Annotated in this window: 16 protein-coding genes; 8 read left to right on the plus strand and 8 right to left on the minus strand. The window is 70.0% G+C overall.

The genetic code is table 11. The features are described from left to right. Window positions 1–54 precede the first annotated feature (54 nt). The 4 genes from PV396_RS17320 (at window position 55) to PV396_RS17335 (ending at window position 5,745) form a co-directional block, all read left to right on the plus strand. A complete protein-coding gene (locus PV396_RS17320) occupies window positions 55–1,410 on the plus strand; it encodes an aspartate aminotransferase family protein (RefSeq protein ID WP_319205631.1) in 1,356 nt (451 codons plus the stop codon). Window positions 1,411–1,544: 134 nt separating this feature from the next. Further along, window positions 1,545–2,474 carry a GntR family transcriptional regulator gene (locus PV396_RS17325; protein WP_319205633.1) on the plus strand — a complete coding sequence of 310 codons (930 nt, stop codon included), beginning with the start codon at window positions 1,545–1,547 and terminating at the stop codon, window positions 2,472–2,474. Further along, window positions 2,471–4,906 (plus strand): glycosyltransferase family 2 protein, encoded by a 2,436-nt coding sequence (locus tag PV396_RS17330; RefSeq protein ID WP_319205635.1) that lies wholly within the window; start codon window positions 2,471–2,473, stop codon window positions 4,904–4,906. Before PV396_RS17325 ends, PV396_RS17330 begins: the two co-directional genes overlap by 4 nt. Before the next feature lie 188 nt (window positions 4,907–5,094). Then, window positions 5,095–5,745: a hypothetical protein gene (locus PV396_RS17335; protein WP_319205637.1), complete on the plus strand. Its 651-nt coding sequence runs from the start codon at window positions 5,095–5,097 to the stop codon at window positions 5,743–5,745. 6 nt (window positions 5,746–5,751) lie between these two features. Here PV396_RS17335 and PV396_RS17340 read toward each other — a convergent pair whose 3' ends face one another. The 5 genes from PV396_RS17340 to PV396_RS17360 form a co-directional block, all read right to left on the minus strand. Further along, on the minus strand, window positions 5,752–6,042 hold the full coding sequence (locus tag PV396_RS17340) for a hypothetical protein (protein ID WP_319205639.1): 291 nt from the start codon (window positions 6,040–6,042) through the stop codon (window positions 5,752–5,754). A 127-nt stretch (window positions 6,043–6,169) separates the two neighbouring features. Continuing rightward, window positions 6,170–6,595 carry a hypothetical protein gene (locus PV396_RS17345; protein WP_319205640.1) on the minus strand — a complete coding sequence of 142 codons (426 nt, stop codon included), beginning with the start codon at window positions 6,593–6,595 and terminating at the stop codon, window positions 6,170–6,172. Next, complete coding sequence (locus tag PV396_RS17350; protein WP_319205642.1) at window positions 6,592–6,855, minus strand: hypothetical protein; 264 nt, start codon at window positions 6,853–6,855, stop codon at window positions 6,592–6,594. The genes PV396_RS17345 and PV396_RS17350 overlap by 4 nt, the downstream gene beginning before the upstream one ends. A 118-nt stretch (window positions 6,856–6,973) precedes the next feature. Further along, a complete protein-coding gene (locus tag PV396_RS17355) occupies window positions 6,974–7,348 on the minus strand; it encodes a hypothetical protein (protein ID WP_319205644.1) in 375 nt (124 codons plus the stop codon). Between the two features lie 138 nt (window positions 7,349–7,486). Next, window positions 7,487–7,921, minus strand: a complete 435-nt coding sequence (locus PV396_RS17360) for a hypothetical protein (protein ID WP_319205646.1) — start codon at window positions 7,919–7,921, stop codon at window positions 7,487–7,489. Between the two features lie 124 nt (window positions 7,922–8,045). On the opposite strand from PV396_RS17360, the gene PV396_RS17365 reads away from it, so the two are divergent. Beyond that, window positions 8,046–8,882: a helix-turn-helix domain-containing protein gene (locus tag PV396_RS17365; protein ID WP_319205648.1), complete on the plus strand. Its 837-nt coding sequence runs from the start codon at window positions 8,046–8,048 to the stop codon at window positions 8,880–8,882. After that, window positions 8,879–9,130, plus strand: a complete 252-nt coding sequence (locus PV396_RS17370; protein ID WP_319205649.1) for a DUF397 domain-containing protein — start codon at window positions 8,879–8,881, stop codon at window positions 9,128–9,130. Before PV396_RS17365 ends, PV396_RS17370 begins: the two co-directional genes overlap by 4 nt. On the opposite strand, the gene PV396_RS17375 is transcribed toward PV396_RS17370, so the two are convergent. After that, a complete protein-coding gene (locus PV396_RS17375) occupies window positions 9,121–9,570 on the minus strand; it encodes a hypothetical protein (protein WP_319205651.1) in 450 nt (149 codons plus the stop codon). The genes PV396_RS17370 and PV396_RS17375 overlap by 10 nt on opposite strands. 302 nt (window positions 9,571–9,872) lie before the next feature. On the opposite strand from PV396_RS17375, the gene PV396_RS17380 reads away from it, so the two are divergent. Both PV396_RS17380 and PV396_RS17390 read left to right on the plus strand, forming a co-directional pair. Further along, window positions 9,873–10,097 (plus strand): hypothetical protein, encoded by a 225-nt coding sequence (locus PV396_RS17380; RefSeq protein ID WP_319205653.1) that lies wholly within the window; start codon window positions 9,873–9,875, stop codon window positions 10,095–10,097. A 523-nt stretch (window positions 10,098–10,620) separates the two neighbouring features. Beyond that, window positions 10,621–11,463 carry a MerR family transcriptional regulator gene (locus PV396_RS17390; protein ID WP_319205654.1) on the plus strand — a complete coding sequence of 281 codons (843 nt, stop codon included), beginning with the start codon at window positions 10,621–10,623 and terminating at the stop codon, window positions 11,461–11,463. A gap of 114 nt (window positions 11,464–11,577) precedes the next feature. On the opposite strand, the gene PV396_RS17395 is transcribed toward PV396_RS17390, so the two are convergent. Both PV396_RS17395 and PV396_RS17400 read right to left on the minus strand, forming a co-directional pair. Further along, window positions 11,578–12,159 carry a sigma-70 family RNA polymerase sigma factor gene (locus tag PV396_RS17395; protein ID WP_319205656.1) on the minus strand — a complete coding sequence of 194 codons (582 nt, stop codon included), beginning with the start codon at window positions 12,157–12,159 and terminating at the stop codon, window positions 11,578–11,580. 189 nt (window positions 12,160–12,348) lie between these two features. Next, window positions 12,349–15,606, minus strand: a complete 3,258-nt coding sequence (locus PV396_RS17400) for an AfsR/SARP family transcriptional regulator (RefSeq protein ID WP_319205658.1) — start codon at window positions 15,604–15,606, stop codon at window positions 12,349–12,351. Window positions 15,607–15,747 lie beyond the last annotated feature (141 nt).

Raw genomic sequence — 15,747 nt, forward strand, 5'->3', positions numbered from 1 at the left:
CCGCAGACAGTACGCCGATACCCAGCCGTCACCCGGGGCACCTACTCTCCCGGCATGACCCCTCAGCCCAGCCCGCAGACCGGTGCCGCCGTGAAGGCCGCCGACCGTGCGCACGTGTTCCATTCCTGGTCCGCGCAGGAGCTCATCGACCCGCTCGCCGTCGCCGGTGCCGAGGGGGCGTACTTCTGGGACTACGACGGCAGAAGGTATCTGGACTTCACCAGCGGGCTGGTGTTCACGAACATCGGGTACCAGCACCCGAGGGTCGTCGCGGCCATCCAGGAGCAGGCCGGGCGGATGACGACGTTCGCGCCCGCGTTCGCCGTCGAGGCGCGGTCGGAGGCGGCCCGGCTCATCGCGGAGCGGACCCCCGGCGACCTGGACAAGATCTTCTTCACCAACGGTGGCGCCGACGCCGTCGAGCACGCCGTGCGCATGGCCCGGCTGCACACCGGCCGGCCCAAGGTGCTGTCCGCCTACCGCTCCTACCACGGCGGCACCCAGCAGGCCGTGAACCTCACCGGCGACCCCCGCCGCTGGCCCTCCGACAACGGCACCGCCGGTGTCGTCCACTTCTGGGCGCCCTATCTCTACCGGTCGAGGTTCTACGCGGAGACCGAGGAGCAGGAGTGCACGCGGGCGCTCCAGCACCTCGAGGACACCATCACCTTCGAGGGGCCCGCCACCATCGCGGCGATCATCCTCGAGACCATCCCCGGCACCGCCGGCATCATGATCCCGCCGCCCGGCTATCTCGCCGGGGTGCGGGCGCTGTGCGACCAGTACGGGATCGTCTTCGTCCTGGACGAGGTCATGGCCGGGTTCGGGCGGACCGGTGAGTGGTTCGCCGCGGACCTGTTCGACGTCGTGCCCGACCTGATGACCTTCGCCAAGGGCGTCAACTCCGGCTATGTGCCCCTGGGCGGCGTCGCGATCTCGGGTGCCGTCGCCGAGTCGTTCGCCACTCGCCCCTACCCCGGCGGCCTCACCTACTCCGGGCACCCCCTCGCCTGCGCCGCAGCCGTCGCCACGCTGACCGTGATGGCGGAGGAGGACATCGTCGGGCAGGCCGCCCGCACCGGCGAGAACATCCTCGGACCGGGGCTCAGGGAGCTGGCCGCACGTCACCCGAGCGTCGGCGAAGTGCGGGGTACGGGTGTCTTCTGGGCCCTGGACCTCGTACGGAACCAGGAGACCCGGGAGCCGCTGGTGCCGTACAACGCGGCCGGGGAGGACAACGCGCCCATGGCCGCGTTCGGTGCCGCCGCGAAGGCGAACGGGCTGTGGCCGTTCATCAACATGAACCGCACCCATGTCGTCCCGCCCTGCAATGTGACCGAGGCGGAGGCCAAGGAAGGGCTCGCCGCGCTGGACGCCGCACTGGCTGTCGCGGACGAGTACACGGGGTAATCGGACACGGCGGTGAGCGGGTAAGTCGGGTAACCGCACGGGAAAGTCTGCCCGGAACCCGAACGCGTAAGGTGACGTGCTCGTAGACATATGCGAGTAGTCATCCACACGCGTGAAGGGGGAGGGCCCCGACCATGCCCGCCAGCAGCGGCAACGGTGCCGTGACCCGCAGCACCCTGCGGCAGCAGATCGCGGACGCGCTCCGCGACGAGGTGCTGGCCGGCCGTCTCCAGCCGGGCCAGGAGTTCACGGTCAAGGAGATCGCCGAGCAGTACGGCGTCTCCGCGACGCCCGTGCGCGAGGCCCTGGTCGATCTGTCGGCCCAGGGCCTGCTGGATGCCGACCAGCACCGCGGCTTCCGCGTGCACGAGTACTCGCTCGCCGACTTCCAGGGCATGATCGAGGCCCGCGGCCTGGTCACGGACGGCATGTTCCACGGCCTGGCGAAGGGGCTGGCCGCGGCCGCTCCCACGGGCAGCGGGACAGGCGGTCAGGTCTGCGGCCGGGGGGGCGGGCGGGCGGGGGGCCGGGTGGGCGGTTTCGCCAGTGACAGCCCCGGGCCGCGCGGATTCTTCGTCCGCGTCGGCGACCCCCGGGCCGCCGCCGCCCTCGCCGGTGTCCGCCGCCGGGGCGAGGAGGCGCGGCGCGCCGCGACCGCCGGTGAGCTGAACATCCTCATCGGCTACGACCTGCGCTTCTGGCGCGAACTGGGCGCCCTGTTCGGCAACCCGTACCTCACCGACTTCCTGCACCGGCTGCGCGTCCAGTCCTGGGTGTGCGCGGTGCAGCACCTGCGGCGGCTCGGCGACCTGCGCGGCCGGCTGTGGTCCGGCCACACCGAGGTCGTCGACGCGCTGACCCGCCGCGACCTCGCCGACGCCCACCGCATCGTGGACGAGTACGACGCCCACTCCCTCGCCCTCATCGAGGGCCTCGCCGCCCGTCCCGCCGACCCTCCCGGCCTCCCTCCCGACGAGAACGAGGAGAAGGGGCAGGAGAAAGAAGAGAAGGACGACAACGTCCAGGCACCCGGAGGGAACGGGAACGGGGGCACCCTCGTATGAGCACGTCCACCCGTACCACCGGCACCCTCGACCTGACCGTCGTCGTCCCCGCCTACAACGAGGAGCAGCGGCTCGGTCCCACCCTCGCCGCCATCACCGGCCACCTCCGGGAGAACGAGGGCCGCTGGGGCACCTGGGAGGTGGTGGTCGTCGACGACGGTTCCACCGACGGCACCCGTGACCTCGTCACCGAGCTCGCCGACCCCCGCGTCCAGCTCGTCACCAGCCCCCGCAACCGGGGCAAGGGCAACGCGCTGCGCCTCGGCGTCGCCGCCTCGCGCGGCGCCCGGGTCCTGGTCACGGACGCCGATCTGGCCGCGCCCATAGAGGAACTGGAAGTCCTGGACAAGGCGCTCACCGAGGGGAACGCGGCGGCGATCGGCTCCCGTTCCGTGCCCGGGTCGACGATCGAGCACCACCAGCACCGGGTGCGTGAACTCCTCGGCCGGGCCGGCAACTTCCTGATACGCCGGGTCGCGGTCCCCGGCATACGGGACACCCAGTGCGGTTTCAAACTGTTCGACGGCGACCGCGCCCGTACGGCGTTCGCCGCGTCCCGGCTCAACGGCTGGGGCATAGACGTCGAGGTCCTCCAGCACTTCCGCCGCGCGGACTGGCCGGTCGCCGAGATACCGGTCCGCTGGGCCCACCAGTCCGGCTCGAAGGTACGCCCGCTCGACTACGCCCGCGTCCTCGCCGAGCTGACCGCCCTCAAGACGCGCACGCTCCGCCCGGCGGACCTCCTCGCCCTCACCCTCTTCCTCCTCATGGCGGTCGCCCTGTACGCGGGCCGCTGGGCCGACCCGGCCCACCGCTACCTCCCCGACTCCCTCCAGGACCAGAACCAGTGGGAGTGGTTCTTCGCGGTCACCGCCGACAACATCAGCCACTTCCGCAACCCCCTCTTCACCGACCTCCAGGGCTTCCCCGACGGTGTGAACCTCATGGCCAACACGGTCATGCTCGGCCTCTCCGTCCCCTTCGCACCGGTCACGCTCCTCGCCGGCCCGGCGATCTCCCTGGCCCTGGTGATGACCCTGGGCCTCGCGGTGACCGCCGCCGCCTGGTACTGGCTGATCGTCAAAAGGGTCGTACGGCAACGGGGAGCGGCCTTCGCCGGCGCGGCCCTCGCCGCCTTCGCGCCCCCGATGATCAGTCACGCCAACGCGCACCCGAACTTCGTCATCCTCTTCATGATGCCGCTGATCATCGACCGCGCCCTCAGGCTGTGCGAGGGCGAGCGGGTCACCCGCAACGGCGTGATCCTGGGCCTGATGGCGGCGTACCAGATCTTCCTGGGCGAGGAGCCGCTGCTGCTGGCGGCGATGGGGATGGTCCTGTTCGCCCTCGCCTACGCCGTCCTGCACCGGGACGTGGCGAAGGCCGCGTGGCGTCCGCTGCTGCGCGGGCTGCTGATCGGGGGCGCGGTCTGCCTCCCGATCGTCGCCTTCCCGCTGGGCTGGCAGTTCTTCGGGCCGCAGAGCTACAAGAGCGTCCTGCACGGCGACAACGCGGGCAACAGCCCGCTCGCGCTGCTCTCCTTCGCCGAGCGTTCCCTCATCGCGGGCGACCGGGACCGGGCGAACGCGCTCTCCCTCAACCCGACCGAGCAGAACGCCTTCTACGGCTGGCCGCTGGTCCTGCTGGCCTTCGCGATCTGCGTACGGATGTGGGAGCGCACGCTGGTGAAGGCGCTCGCCTTCACGGCGGTCGCCGCCGCCTTCCTCTCCCTCGGCCCCGAGTTCCGCATCCCGCTGACCGACACCGTGCTGCCGGGACCCTGGGCGCTGCTCGCCAAGAAGCCGCTGTTCGAGTCGGTGATCGAGGGCCGGGTCGCGATGATCTGTGCCCCCGCGCTCGGCATACTCCTGGCCCTCGCGGTGGAACGGCTGGCGGCCACCCGCCGCCTGCCCACGCAGTACTTCGGCACCCTGGCGGTCCTCCTCGCCGTCCTGCCGATCATCCCGGCGCCCCTGAAGTCGGTGGAGCGCACCCCCGTGCCCGCCTTCATCGCGGACGGGGAGTGGAAGTCGTACGTCGGCAAGGGCGAGTCGCTCGTGCCGGTGCCGCTGCCCGATCCCGGCAACGCGGAGGCACTGCACTGGCAGACGGTGGCCGGCCTCGGCTTCAAACTGCCGGGCGGGTACTTCAACGGGCCGTACGGGGCCGAGCGCGTCGGCATCTACGGTGCCTCGCCGCGCTTCACCTCCAACATGCTGCGGGACGTCCGCTACACGGGCGTCGCGCCGACGATCGGCCCCAACTGGCGGGCGCAGGCCAAGAAGGACTTCGCGTACTGGAAGGCGGGCGTGCTGGTGCTGGCCCCGCAGGGCAACGACGGGGTGCTGCGCGAGACGCTGGAAAAGCTGACGGGCAAGCCGGGTAGGTGGACGGGCGGCGTGTGGGTATGGGACCTGCACGACGGGTCATGACGTGGTGACCCGGTGACCGCCCTGACGGGCCTGAGCCGATGTGCCTGCCGGGCCCGAGGGCCCGCCGACCTGATGACCTGATGACCTGTTCCTGACGGTGTCTGGCCCGCAACACAGGGGTCCGACCTGTCCCCGACCTACTACGCTGCCCTGACTACGCTGACGTCCGAGACGCGAGGAGTGCTCCTTTGGCCTGTGACCTGTGGCTGGTCCCACTCGTCGACGTGCTGTGCCACACCCCCGACAACCCCTTCGCCGAGGAACTCGCCCTCTACGACAAGGTGCTCGGCGAGGCAGGACTGCCACCGGTGCCGGTGTACTCGTACATGCCCGGTCTGTCCGGCGACGTGGGCCCCATCGCGGGCTTCGACTACGACGCGCTGCACTTCCTGCGCCGCGCCTACCTCCTCCAGGTGTGCGGGCTGCCGGTGACGCCGGTGGGCGAACTGGGCGGTGACTACGAGCAGTTGCTGGAGATGTTCGAGGCGACCGCCCAGCAGTCGCACCTGGTCTGGCACTACGACCACGCGGGCGCGTACGTCCCGGTGGACTTCCCGCACCCTCTCTCGAGCGACGAACTCCTGGCGGGGGGCGGCCCGTTGGGCTCGTCCCAAACGCTGCTGCGGGAGCTGGAGTTCGTGGCCCCCTCGATCGGCATCAACCCGGCGAACCCGCCGCTGGCCCCGGCCCCTCCGCTGACCCCCACGTCACTGGAGGAACCGGCGGCACCGGCCCCGTACGACGACAGCCCGTTCGCCCGGGAACGGCATGTGTGGCTGGGTCTGAACGCGGCGGCGACCCGGAGTCTGGCACAGGGGTCGATGATCGTCTTCAGCTGAGCGGGTTCAGCGGATCTGGGAGAGACCCTTCTGCAGGTCGTCCGTGTTCATGACGGGGGTGAACGAGACCCTGGCGTTCAGCTGGCTGAAGAACGGCTCCGCGATGACCGGGATCTGGGAGGAGTCCTCCAGGTCGATGAACAGCCAGCAGGTCCGGCACCCGTCCTCGGGGCCGAAGTACGCCGCCTCCGGCTTGAGGTGGTCCAGGGTCTCCTTCAGCATCTTCGGCATCTCGCCGCTGTGTATGCCCTCGTTGCCCTTGTCCGTGTCGAACTGTGCCTTGAACAGAACGCGCATGGCACTCACCCTCTTTGGTTGACACCCGCGAGTACACACTCGCGTCAAATCAGGATATGCCGGATACCCACGCTTGGCGGCCCGGGGCCCGTGTCCCTTGGGGGCGCGGGCCCCTCCCTGGCAGGAGTTAGCGCTGACGCGGCAGCCTGAGTGTCCGCACCAGAGGCATGTCGGCGTACAGGTCGGGGTCGACGGTCAGTACGCGCCGGCCGTTCGGCCAGTCCACCGTCGGCCGGGACAGGTGGATCGCGTGTCCGAGCCGCCACTCCACCCCGTCACGCAGCAACGCGCCCACGGTGGACGCGCCCGCGAAGTCCAACTCGACGATCTCGACGGCGGGCAGGGCGCCGATGTGCTCGGCCAGCCCCTTGCGCATGCCGTCGGCGGCGGCGAGGCAGAGGGCGGGCACGTACACATGCCGGACGGGTCCGTGTTCGGCGTTCGAGACGAACTGCGAGGCGAGCGAGTTGCCCGATCCGAGCGCCAGCAGCGCCGAATCGTCGAAGACGACACCGGTCGATCCGGGCCCTCCGGCCCCCTTGGCGGCGCTCACAGGCTCTCCACCTCCACTCCGGCTTCCAGGTCCTGCCACACCTTCTCGACCCTGTCGTGGTCCTCGTCGGTGAGCGTCACACCGAAGTGCGTCTCGCAGTACGCCTTGGTCTCCTCGTACCGCTTCCGCAGCTCCTCCTGCGTGGGCGTGGCCCCCGCAAGCTCGGCGATGAGGTCGCGCATGGTCATCCCGCGCTCACGGGCGAGCACCATGAGGCGGTCACGGACTGCGGGGTCGACCTTGACGGTGGTGTCAGCCATGACGCAAGTATACCGTCGGTATACCGTCTCGGGCCGCTCAAGCAATGCGGTCATCCTGTTTCCTTCCGGGTGGGGTGACCCGGCCGCACGGACGTACGGCCGGGAGTCTGTGTTGCGCCTACGCGGGCGCCAACCGCTGCCGCAGCGCGCGGGCCGGATTCCGAACTTCTTCGGATTCACCCGCGGGGGGCCTGCCGTCGTACAGGGTGTCGAACACCTCGCGGGTGATGGCGAATTGACCGGAGCCCTCGGCCTTGCGCACAACCCGCCGCAGATACCGGGATTCCTCCAGCTCACGCAGTGCGACGGCGACCCGGGCCCGCGTTTCCTCGCACCGCGCGGCGAGGGTACGGACGGCGACGCGGACGCCGCTCGGGAGGCTCAGGAGGTACGCCAGTACGCCTACCGCGCACCCGGAGAGGCTCCGGTCGCGGAGAAGTGCGTTGGAGAAGACCGAAAAGGCGCGCGTGGGCGCCGTACGATGAATGCGCATTGGGAGGAGCTGTCTCTCGATGTCGAGCCCCCGGGTGTTGGCGCACCGCGGGGGCATTTCTGTTGCCGTGACTCTAGGGGCACACAGAGCGACGAAAGCAAGCTGAACGGGCTTTTCCTGGGCGGAAGTTCGTGTTCTTCACTCTTCGGGGTGAAGTGCCGCCTTCAAGAGCAACGCGTGTACGAAGTGATCTCTCCCCGTCGGCCGATAACGCCAAGTCAGCGGCCATGTCTGCCCGTTGAGCGCCGGGACGGGAATGTAGGCGATACGGCCCGACCCGGACGCGAGACAGGTCACCCCGGGCGGCCAGGCTCGGTGGGAGGTCGCACCCACGGGTACGAGGAAGTAGACGGCACGACTCCCGTTCGCCTCCTCCACGACCGGCCCCGGCGTCCCGCCGGTCATCCGCGCCAGCCGGTCCGCCGCCGCTCTGCCCTCGTCGCCGTCCACGCGCACCGCGTCGAACTGGACTCCCGCCTTGCGGAGTTGGATGCCGGTGGGCGGGACCCAGTCGGGGATCTCAGGGGCGAGTGGGGGTTCGGCGAGGTTTGTCTCGTCACTTTCCGTGTTCATGGGGACAGTTTGAGCGGGCAGGTCTAGCTTCTTCCATAACTCTGCGTCGATGGTGCATAGCTGTGGGAAATCGGCGCGGGCCGGTGGTGACCAGTTGAGTTCGGTTGAGTTCGGGAGTGACCGGATGGCGAGTTCGGGCAACAAGGTGGAAGCGGGCGGCACGGCACACATGGTCGCCGCCCTGGCGAAGGCGCTGCGCGAGCAAATGGGGTACACGCAGGAGGAGTTGGGCAAGCTGATCGGCTACACGGCTTCGGCGATCAGCGCGATGGAGACGTGCGCGCAGCCCGCCAGCGACAAGATGCTCGTCAAGCTGGAGGAGGTGTTGGGGGGCGGGCTCGGGGTCTTCGAGAAGGCGCGGAAGTGGATGTTGCTGGAGAAGTATCCGGCGAGGTTTCGGGGTGTGGCGGGCTTGGAGCGGGGCGCGGTCACCGTCTCCTCGTACGCGACCTTCGTCATCGACGGGATCTTCCAGACCGAGCCGTACGCCCAGGCACTCATCAGGGGCGGCTTTCCGGCGGTCTCGGACCAGAAGCGCGAAGCACTCGTCGAGGCGCGGCTCGCCCGTCGGGCTCTCTTCGACCGCGCCCCTTCCCCGATGATCGAGCTGATCCTCGAAGAGACCGTGCTGCGGCGGCCGTTCGGCGACTGGGACATCATGCGCGGGCAACTGCGCTCGCTCGCCGAGGACGCGCAGCGGGAAAATGTGTGCCTGCAAGTACTCCCGCTGGACCGCGGGCTGCGCGGATCGCACGCCGGTGCCTGTGGCCCCATGAAACTCCTCGTCACCGAGGACCACGACCATGTCGTCTACCTGGAGATCGAGGACCAGGGCATTCTGGTCAGCGACCCACGCGAGGTGGCCCAACTCGCGCACCGCTATGCGAAGATCCGCGCACAGGCTCTGAGCCCCGACGACTCACTCAGCCTCATCGAGCGGTTGGCAGGAGAAGAACAATGAGCGACACCCGTGCACTGCGGTGGTTCAAGTCCAGCTACAGCGACAGCAGCGGCGGGGACTGCGTCGAAGTCGCCTACGCCTGGCGCAAGTCGACGTACAGCGACGGTGGCGGCGGAAACTGCGTAGAGATCGCCCCCTGCCCCCACTCCCCCACCGCCGCGATACACGTCCGCGACTCCAAGAACCCCGGCGGCCCAAACCTGACCGTCGCCGGTGAGGCCTGGGCCGCGTTCCTCTTCTACAGGTAGTAGTAGTCCACGGCCACGTCCTGGCCGCCGAGGCCGGTCGAGAGGATGGAGACGGTGATGACGGGGTTGCCCTTCTTCTTCCCGTTGACGTACCAGCACTTGATGTACTGGAAGCCGCGCTTGGTCGGGCAGCTCTGGTCGGACCGGTAGCCGACCCTTCTGCCGTTGATGGTCAGGGCACTGGCGGCGAGGAGATGCACGCCGTCCCAGTACGAGTCGGTTCCCGCGCCGTCGCAGGCGGTGAGCGCGCCCCCGGTCGAGGCGTCGCCCGTCGAGCCTGCGGCCTGCTGAGTGCCGTTGTACCAGTGGGTGGAGGCGCAGTTGGCCAGCCGCTTCACTTTCGTCGCGGCCCAGCTGAAGTCGCCGCTGTACTGCGGCGTGGCCGCCAGGGCCGTTCCGGCGGTGATGCCGAGCGCGAGCGCGACGGCGGTCAGCACCATGCCGACACGGGCCGCGATCCTTGCTCGACGGGAACGCTTGGGGGGCGTAGGCGTCATTGTCCTGTCTTTCGTTCTGGGGGAAGAACTGATGACTGGACGTGAGAATGTCCGGCTCGTCGGTCGTCGGCGTGACGTGATCATTCCTCCGCCGTAACGAACTCTCTCTTCTCCGGACGATCTTGCTGTGAGCGTCCTTTGCCACGGTCTTTACCCGCCCGCTGACCAGCGTGGCATCCCCTTTGCCCACCCCGCTGTCCGGGCCTTTAGCCTGCTCCGCAGGAGATCGATTCCGGAGGTGGCCGATGAACAACATACGGTGCACGCAGTGTGGTGCCGTGGGGTTGGAGCAGGGCTTCGTCGAGGACTCCGGGCAGGGCGCTCGCGGGTTCGCGCGGTGGATCGAGGGCGCCCTTGAGAGAGGCCCGCTGGGCGGCGCGAAGAGGATGGGGCGGCCTCGCTGGCAGATCGACGCCTTCCGCTGCCCCTACTGCGCCCACCTGGAACTGTTCGCGGCGCAGCGTGACTAGAGGGCTGGGGGGAAGGTGGGCTGCGGACGGTGCTGCGTCCACCACGAACCGCAGTACCTGACCCGAGCCGGTCTCACTCCCGCCCAGGCCCTGCGGGCTGCGGGCTGCGGGCTGCGGGCTGCGGGCTGCGGGCTGCGGCGCGAACGGAAACTCAAGCCGGCCCACGTGGTGCGGGGATACCGCACTCGTCCGCGTGCCGGGTCTTGCAGTCCTGAGGGTCGTACTTCGGAGGTCGGCCGCCGCGCGAACCGCGTTCTTGCGGTTGCGGGCCTGGTCGGCCCTGTCCGGGATGGTGCAGAGGATCCCGCGCCGCCGCAGGTAGGCGCGGTTCTTGGGGGCGGCGTACGCCTTGTCGGCGCGCTGACGCACCCGGCAACCCGGCGCTGCTGCATCTCGGCCTGTTTCGCAAGGTCCCGGCACAAGCCGTGAGGGTCCTCACCAAGCAGCAGGCGCGGGCTGCGTGCCGTGCCGCACGGCCTCCGGTATTTGACCTTGCAGTCGCCATAACGCTGAAGATGAAGCCATGTTGTCGATCCGTGATTTCAGCGAAATGTGCAATCTGCCGCCGCAGACGCTGCGGTACTACCACTCCGAGGGTCTGCTCGTTCCGGCGGCCGTCGATGAGCGGACCGGCTATCGCTCGTACACGTTCACGCAGGTCGAACAGGCCATGCTGATCACTGTCCTGCGCGGCACGGGGATGAGCGTGAAGCTGGTGGGTCGTGCCCTCGACGAGCCGGAGGCGGCCCTGGACCTGCTGCGGCAGCACACGCGGGAGGTGCGGCGGCAGCGACAGGCCCAGGACGAGGCGATCGACGACGCGCGGGAGTTCTTCACCTCGCCTCCCGAGGTGAGCCTGCGCCGGGTGGAGGAGATGACCGTGGTGTCCAGGCCGGTGCCGAGCCCGTCGGCCGGGGGCGAACGGTTCGGCTGGGACGCGGCCGACGCCGCTGTGGCTGCAACGGTTGAGGACGTGGTCAAGGCCGTGGAGTCGTCCGGAGCCGTGGTGTCGGGGAGGCCGTGGCGGACCTTGGCCGCCGAGACCCCGGAGCAGAAGAGCCGGACCCTTGCCGGTGAGGGACCGCACTGGCTGGTGGAGCTTCCCGTCACGGCGGACGAGGGAGCGCCGGCGTCTTTGCCGCGCGACGTCGAGGTGCACACCTTCGAGGCCCGGGACGAACTGTCGATCTTCATCCCGGGCAAGAGCTCCATGGCCAAGTACGCCACCGCGCTCTCACGTCTGTTCACCCACCCTCTCGACGCCGCCTACGTCGACGCCTCCCGCATGCGCCAGGTGCTGCACGACGACGGCGTCGAAACCGCCGCGGCGATCCGCAGACTCGACGAGCCGAGCGCACCCGAGTGATCCGGGAGTGGTCGCGGCACGCCAACCCTCCCTGCGCGGCGGGCTGCCGGGGGCGCGGCGCGGGCAGCGCGACCGGCCCGGTACGAAACGGACGGTTTCGCCGCCGCGCCGTGGCTACCCCGCGAGAACACCCTGCTTCTCCAGCGCCTTGCGCAGTGCCCGCACGGCGTAGAAGGCGCGGCTCTTCACGGTGCCGGGCGGGACGCCGAGGTGCTCGGCCGCCTGTGCCACGCTGCATTCCAGGTAGTACATGAGACGGATGACGGTTCGCTGCTGCTCGTTCAGTTCCCGCAGGGCCTTCAGCACCGCTTGGGTGGTGATCGTGGATTCCGTGCTGTCCCAGGAGGTGTCCAGGTCCTCGACCGGCATGAGCTCCAGCGGCCGGTTCCGCCGGGCCCGATGGTGGTCGATGACGAGGTTCCTCGCCACGGTGAACAGCCATGGCCGAACGTGGTCGCCCCGGGTGGCCAGGAACCGGCCGTGCTTCCAGGCGCGGGCCGCGGTCTCCTGGAGGATGTCCTCCGCCTTGTGCCAGTCGCCGTCGAGCAGCCGCGTGGCGTACCGGACGAGCAGAGGCCCGTACCGGTCGTAGACGTCCCGCACGAAGGTGTCGCGGTCGGCGTCCGATGTGACGTGCCGGGTGTGCGCCCGAGCCGGAGCGAGGGTGGTGGTCCCCGCTTCCATGATCCCGTTCATGGGTGGTGCCCGTTCCTGTTCAAGTGTTCCGTGGCCTGCTCTCCCGCGTGCGCGGTCGAGTGGCTCAACACTCGTCGGGGACCCTTGGCCGAACCTTGTCGTCTTCTTGTCGTGCGCCCCGGCGGCACAGGTCCGACTACGGATGCGCGGACGAGTGACCATGCGCTGAACCGCCCCGGTCGGGGTCCTTCACTGCGCAGGACCACCGCTGCGCGGAACCGGGAGGCGATGGCTTCCGGCCGCCCTCTCCGGCACGGTGGGCGTGGGGTCCGCGTCCATGTCCAGGGCGGTGATCCGGTCGCGGACCTGCTGGGCGCTGTGACGCATGGTTCGGGCCTCGGCGTTCTCAAGGGCCTTGACCCAGTCCGCTCGTGCGCCTTCCCGGTCGCCCTGGGCCAACCGGGTGTCCCCGAGTCGCATCAGCGTGCCGATGGCGTTCCTGTGGTCGCCCAGTTCCTCGAACGCCCTCGTCGCCCGCTGGTAGGTGGCGACCGATTCCTCGTAACGGCCGAGCGCACGGAGGGTGTAGCCCACGATGTCCCACCCCTGGGCCAGCTGCCACGGCGCGTCCAGGCGCTGGAACAGGGCGATGCCCTCCTCGCTGTACTGGAGGCTCTTCTCCAGCTGCCCCAGGTTGGAGTGGAACCAGGCGAGTTCGAGAAGGCACTCGGCCAGCCACAACTCCTCACCGGTCTCCCGGGACAGCTCCAGTCCCCGCTCGGAGAACGTCACGGCTTCCTGGATCCGGCCGAACAGGAACAGCGCGCACGCCATGACGTAGTGGGCTCGCGCCTGTTCGCCGGTCGCGTCGAGCCGCTCGAAGATCGTCGTGGCACGTCGCAGGTGCCGCAGGGCTTCTTCCTGGTGGCCGAGATAGCCGTGGATGCTGCCGAGATGGCGCAGGCAACGGCCCTCTTCGAGCCGGTTGCCCTGGCGCCGGGCCACTTCGAGGGCGGGGGTCAGCGCGGTGATGGCTTCGGGCCAGAACTCCTGGCGTTGGAGATGTTCCTTGAGCGACCAGGCCAGCCCTGTGGTGTGGTGGTCGAGCTTCTTGCTCACGGCGGACTGGAGCAGGCCGGTCAGCACCGAGTGCTCGGCGGTGAACCACCGGGTCGCCTGCTTGGCGCCGGTGAACTTCTCCGGGGCGACGCCCGGGCCGGGCGCCCCAAGGTCGAGTTCGGCCGTGGTGTCCTGCTTGAGGAGTTGGTTGGCCTCGTAGGCGGTGAACATGTAGTGGTCCAGGACCCGCAGGGTGGCGTGGTGGCGTTCCTGGGCGGTGTCGTGGATCTGGGTGAGTTCGCCGGCGTAGCAGCGGAGGAGGTCGTGCAGGCTGTAGCGGCCGGGCAGGGGTTGTTCCACGAGGCAGGAACTGGTCAGGGCGGCGAGTGCGCGGCGGGTCCGGGCGAGGGGGAGGCCGACGAGGCCGGCGGCGGCGTGGGCCGTGATGTGGGGGCCGGGGTGCAGGGCCAGGAAGCGGAAGAGCCGGGCGGTGTGCTCGTCCAGGGACCGGTAGGACCAGGAGAAGACGGTGCGCACGTCGGTGCTGCTGTCGAAGCCGGTGAACGCGTCGAGGTCGCCGTGGGTGTGCCGCAGGTCGTCGACTATGGCGTGCAGGGGAAAGGACGGGTCGAGTTCGGCGCGGGCGGCGACCACGGCCATGGCCAGGGGGAGTCGTCCGCACAGGCGGATGATCTCGGTTGTGGCGGTGGGCTCGGCGGCCAGTCTCTCGCTTCCCAGACGTCGTTCGAGGGCTTGGTGGGCCTCGGTCTGTGAGGGCAGCGGAAGCGTGAGGGATTTGGCGCCGTCGGTGGTGATCAGGCCGGGAAGCTGGTTACGGCTCGTGATCAGGGTGAGGCAGCCCGCTCCCGCCGGGAGCAGGGGGCGTACTTGCTGCTCGTCACGGGCGTTGTCCAGGACCAGGAGGATCCGTCGGTCGGCGAGGAGGCTGCGGAAGAGCGTGCTGCGGGCCGGGGTGTCTTCCGGGATGCGCTGCGCGGGAACGCCGAGGGCGGTGAGAAAGCCGTGCAGGACTGTGCCGGGGTCCACGGCGGGGGCGTGGGGGTGGAATCCGCACAGGTTGACGAAAAGCTGTCCGTCGGGGAAGGACGAGGCGATGCGGTGGGCGTGGTGGACGGCGAAGGTGGTCTTGCCGACACCGGGAGTGCCGCTGATGACGACGGAGGCAGCCGTCGGTCCGGGCCGGTCCGGAGCACCGCTCACGGCCGACAGCCACGCACCCTCGGCGGCCCGTCCCGCGAACACCGGGAGGCTGCCGGGCAGTTGAGCCGGACGTGTCAGGGGCGCCGGCGTGGTTTCCTCCTCCGCGGCCGGGGCACGACGTGCGTCGGACCGGTCGGCCGCGTCGGACCGGACGGCCACGTCGGCCGCATCGGACCGGTCGGCCACGTCGGACCGGACGGCCACGTCGGACCGGACGGCCACGTCGGACCGGACGGCCACGTCTGCGTCGGTTGCGTCGGCGGCGGCCGGGCCGGCGGCGGCCGGGCCGGCGGCGGTCGGGCCGGCGGGCGCGGCTGGCTCGCCCTCGTCCGGTCCTCCGGACCTGGCCGGCCCGATCGGATCGCGGCCCCGCCCGGTGCCCCCGCCGGGGTCGGATGCCGCGCCGAATCCGTTCGGCTCACCGGCTGAGTGAAGGGGTGGCAGGTCGTGGTGGAGGATGCCCTGGTGCAGGGCGCGCAGGGGCGGGCCGGGTTCGAGGCCGAGTTCGTCGGCGAGGTGCCGGCGCAGTTCGGTGTAGCGCTGAAGCGCTTCGGGGTGCCGGCCGGCGAGGTACAGGGCGCGCAGCAGCAGGGCCCAGCCGGTTTCCCGTAGGGGATGTGCCGTGGTCAACTCCTGTGCCGCGTCCAGGGCTTCGGTGATCCGTCCATGCATGAGCAGTGCGGTGGTGCGGATCTCGCGTGCGGTCTGCCGCAGTTCTTCCAGGCGGGCTGTCTCGTGGGTGGCGAACAGGTGGTGTGCCGCGTCGGCGAACGCGGTGCCACGCCACAACTCCAGGGCGTTCTGGGCCTCTTCGACGACGCGTTCGGGCCGGCCCTGGTCCATGAACAGGCGCGTCCGGGCAAGGGACCGCTCGAAGCGTACGGTGTCACGGCTCTCGGGCGGAACCCGGAGGGCGTAGCCCAGCGGCTCGGTGACCAGCAGTTCGAAGGTGCCGTGCCGACGCAGGTGCCGGGGTTCCAGGACCGCGCGCAGCTTGCTGACGTGGGCGTGCAGGGAGTTCACCGCTGCGCCCGGGGTCCGTCCCGGCTGCTGCGGCCACAGGTCCTCGCACAGCGTCCGGGGTGCGACCGCCCGGCCGTCGGCGAGCAGCAGGCGGATCAGCAGCAGCCGCTGCCTGCGCCGACCCGGATCGAGTACCGCGCCCGCCCGCCGTACCACCAGCGGACCCAGCAGCCCGAAGTCGAGCCCCTGCCCCACAGCTGTCATCGCGTCCACCCGGAATCCCGCTCGACGGCGCCACCACGGAAACCGGGCGCCGGGCCACCCGGACATCCGTCGACGTTCGCCGCCGTGAGCTGTCCGCCGAGAAAGGAGGCTGGTGCGGGTGTCCGGAGCGGCGAGGACCCC

Source organism: Streptomyces sp. ME02-8801-2C (genome assembly GCF_033793965.1).
Lineage (GTDB): Bacteria > Actinomycetota > Actinomycetes > Streptomycetales > Streptomycetaceae > Streptomyces.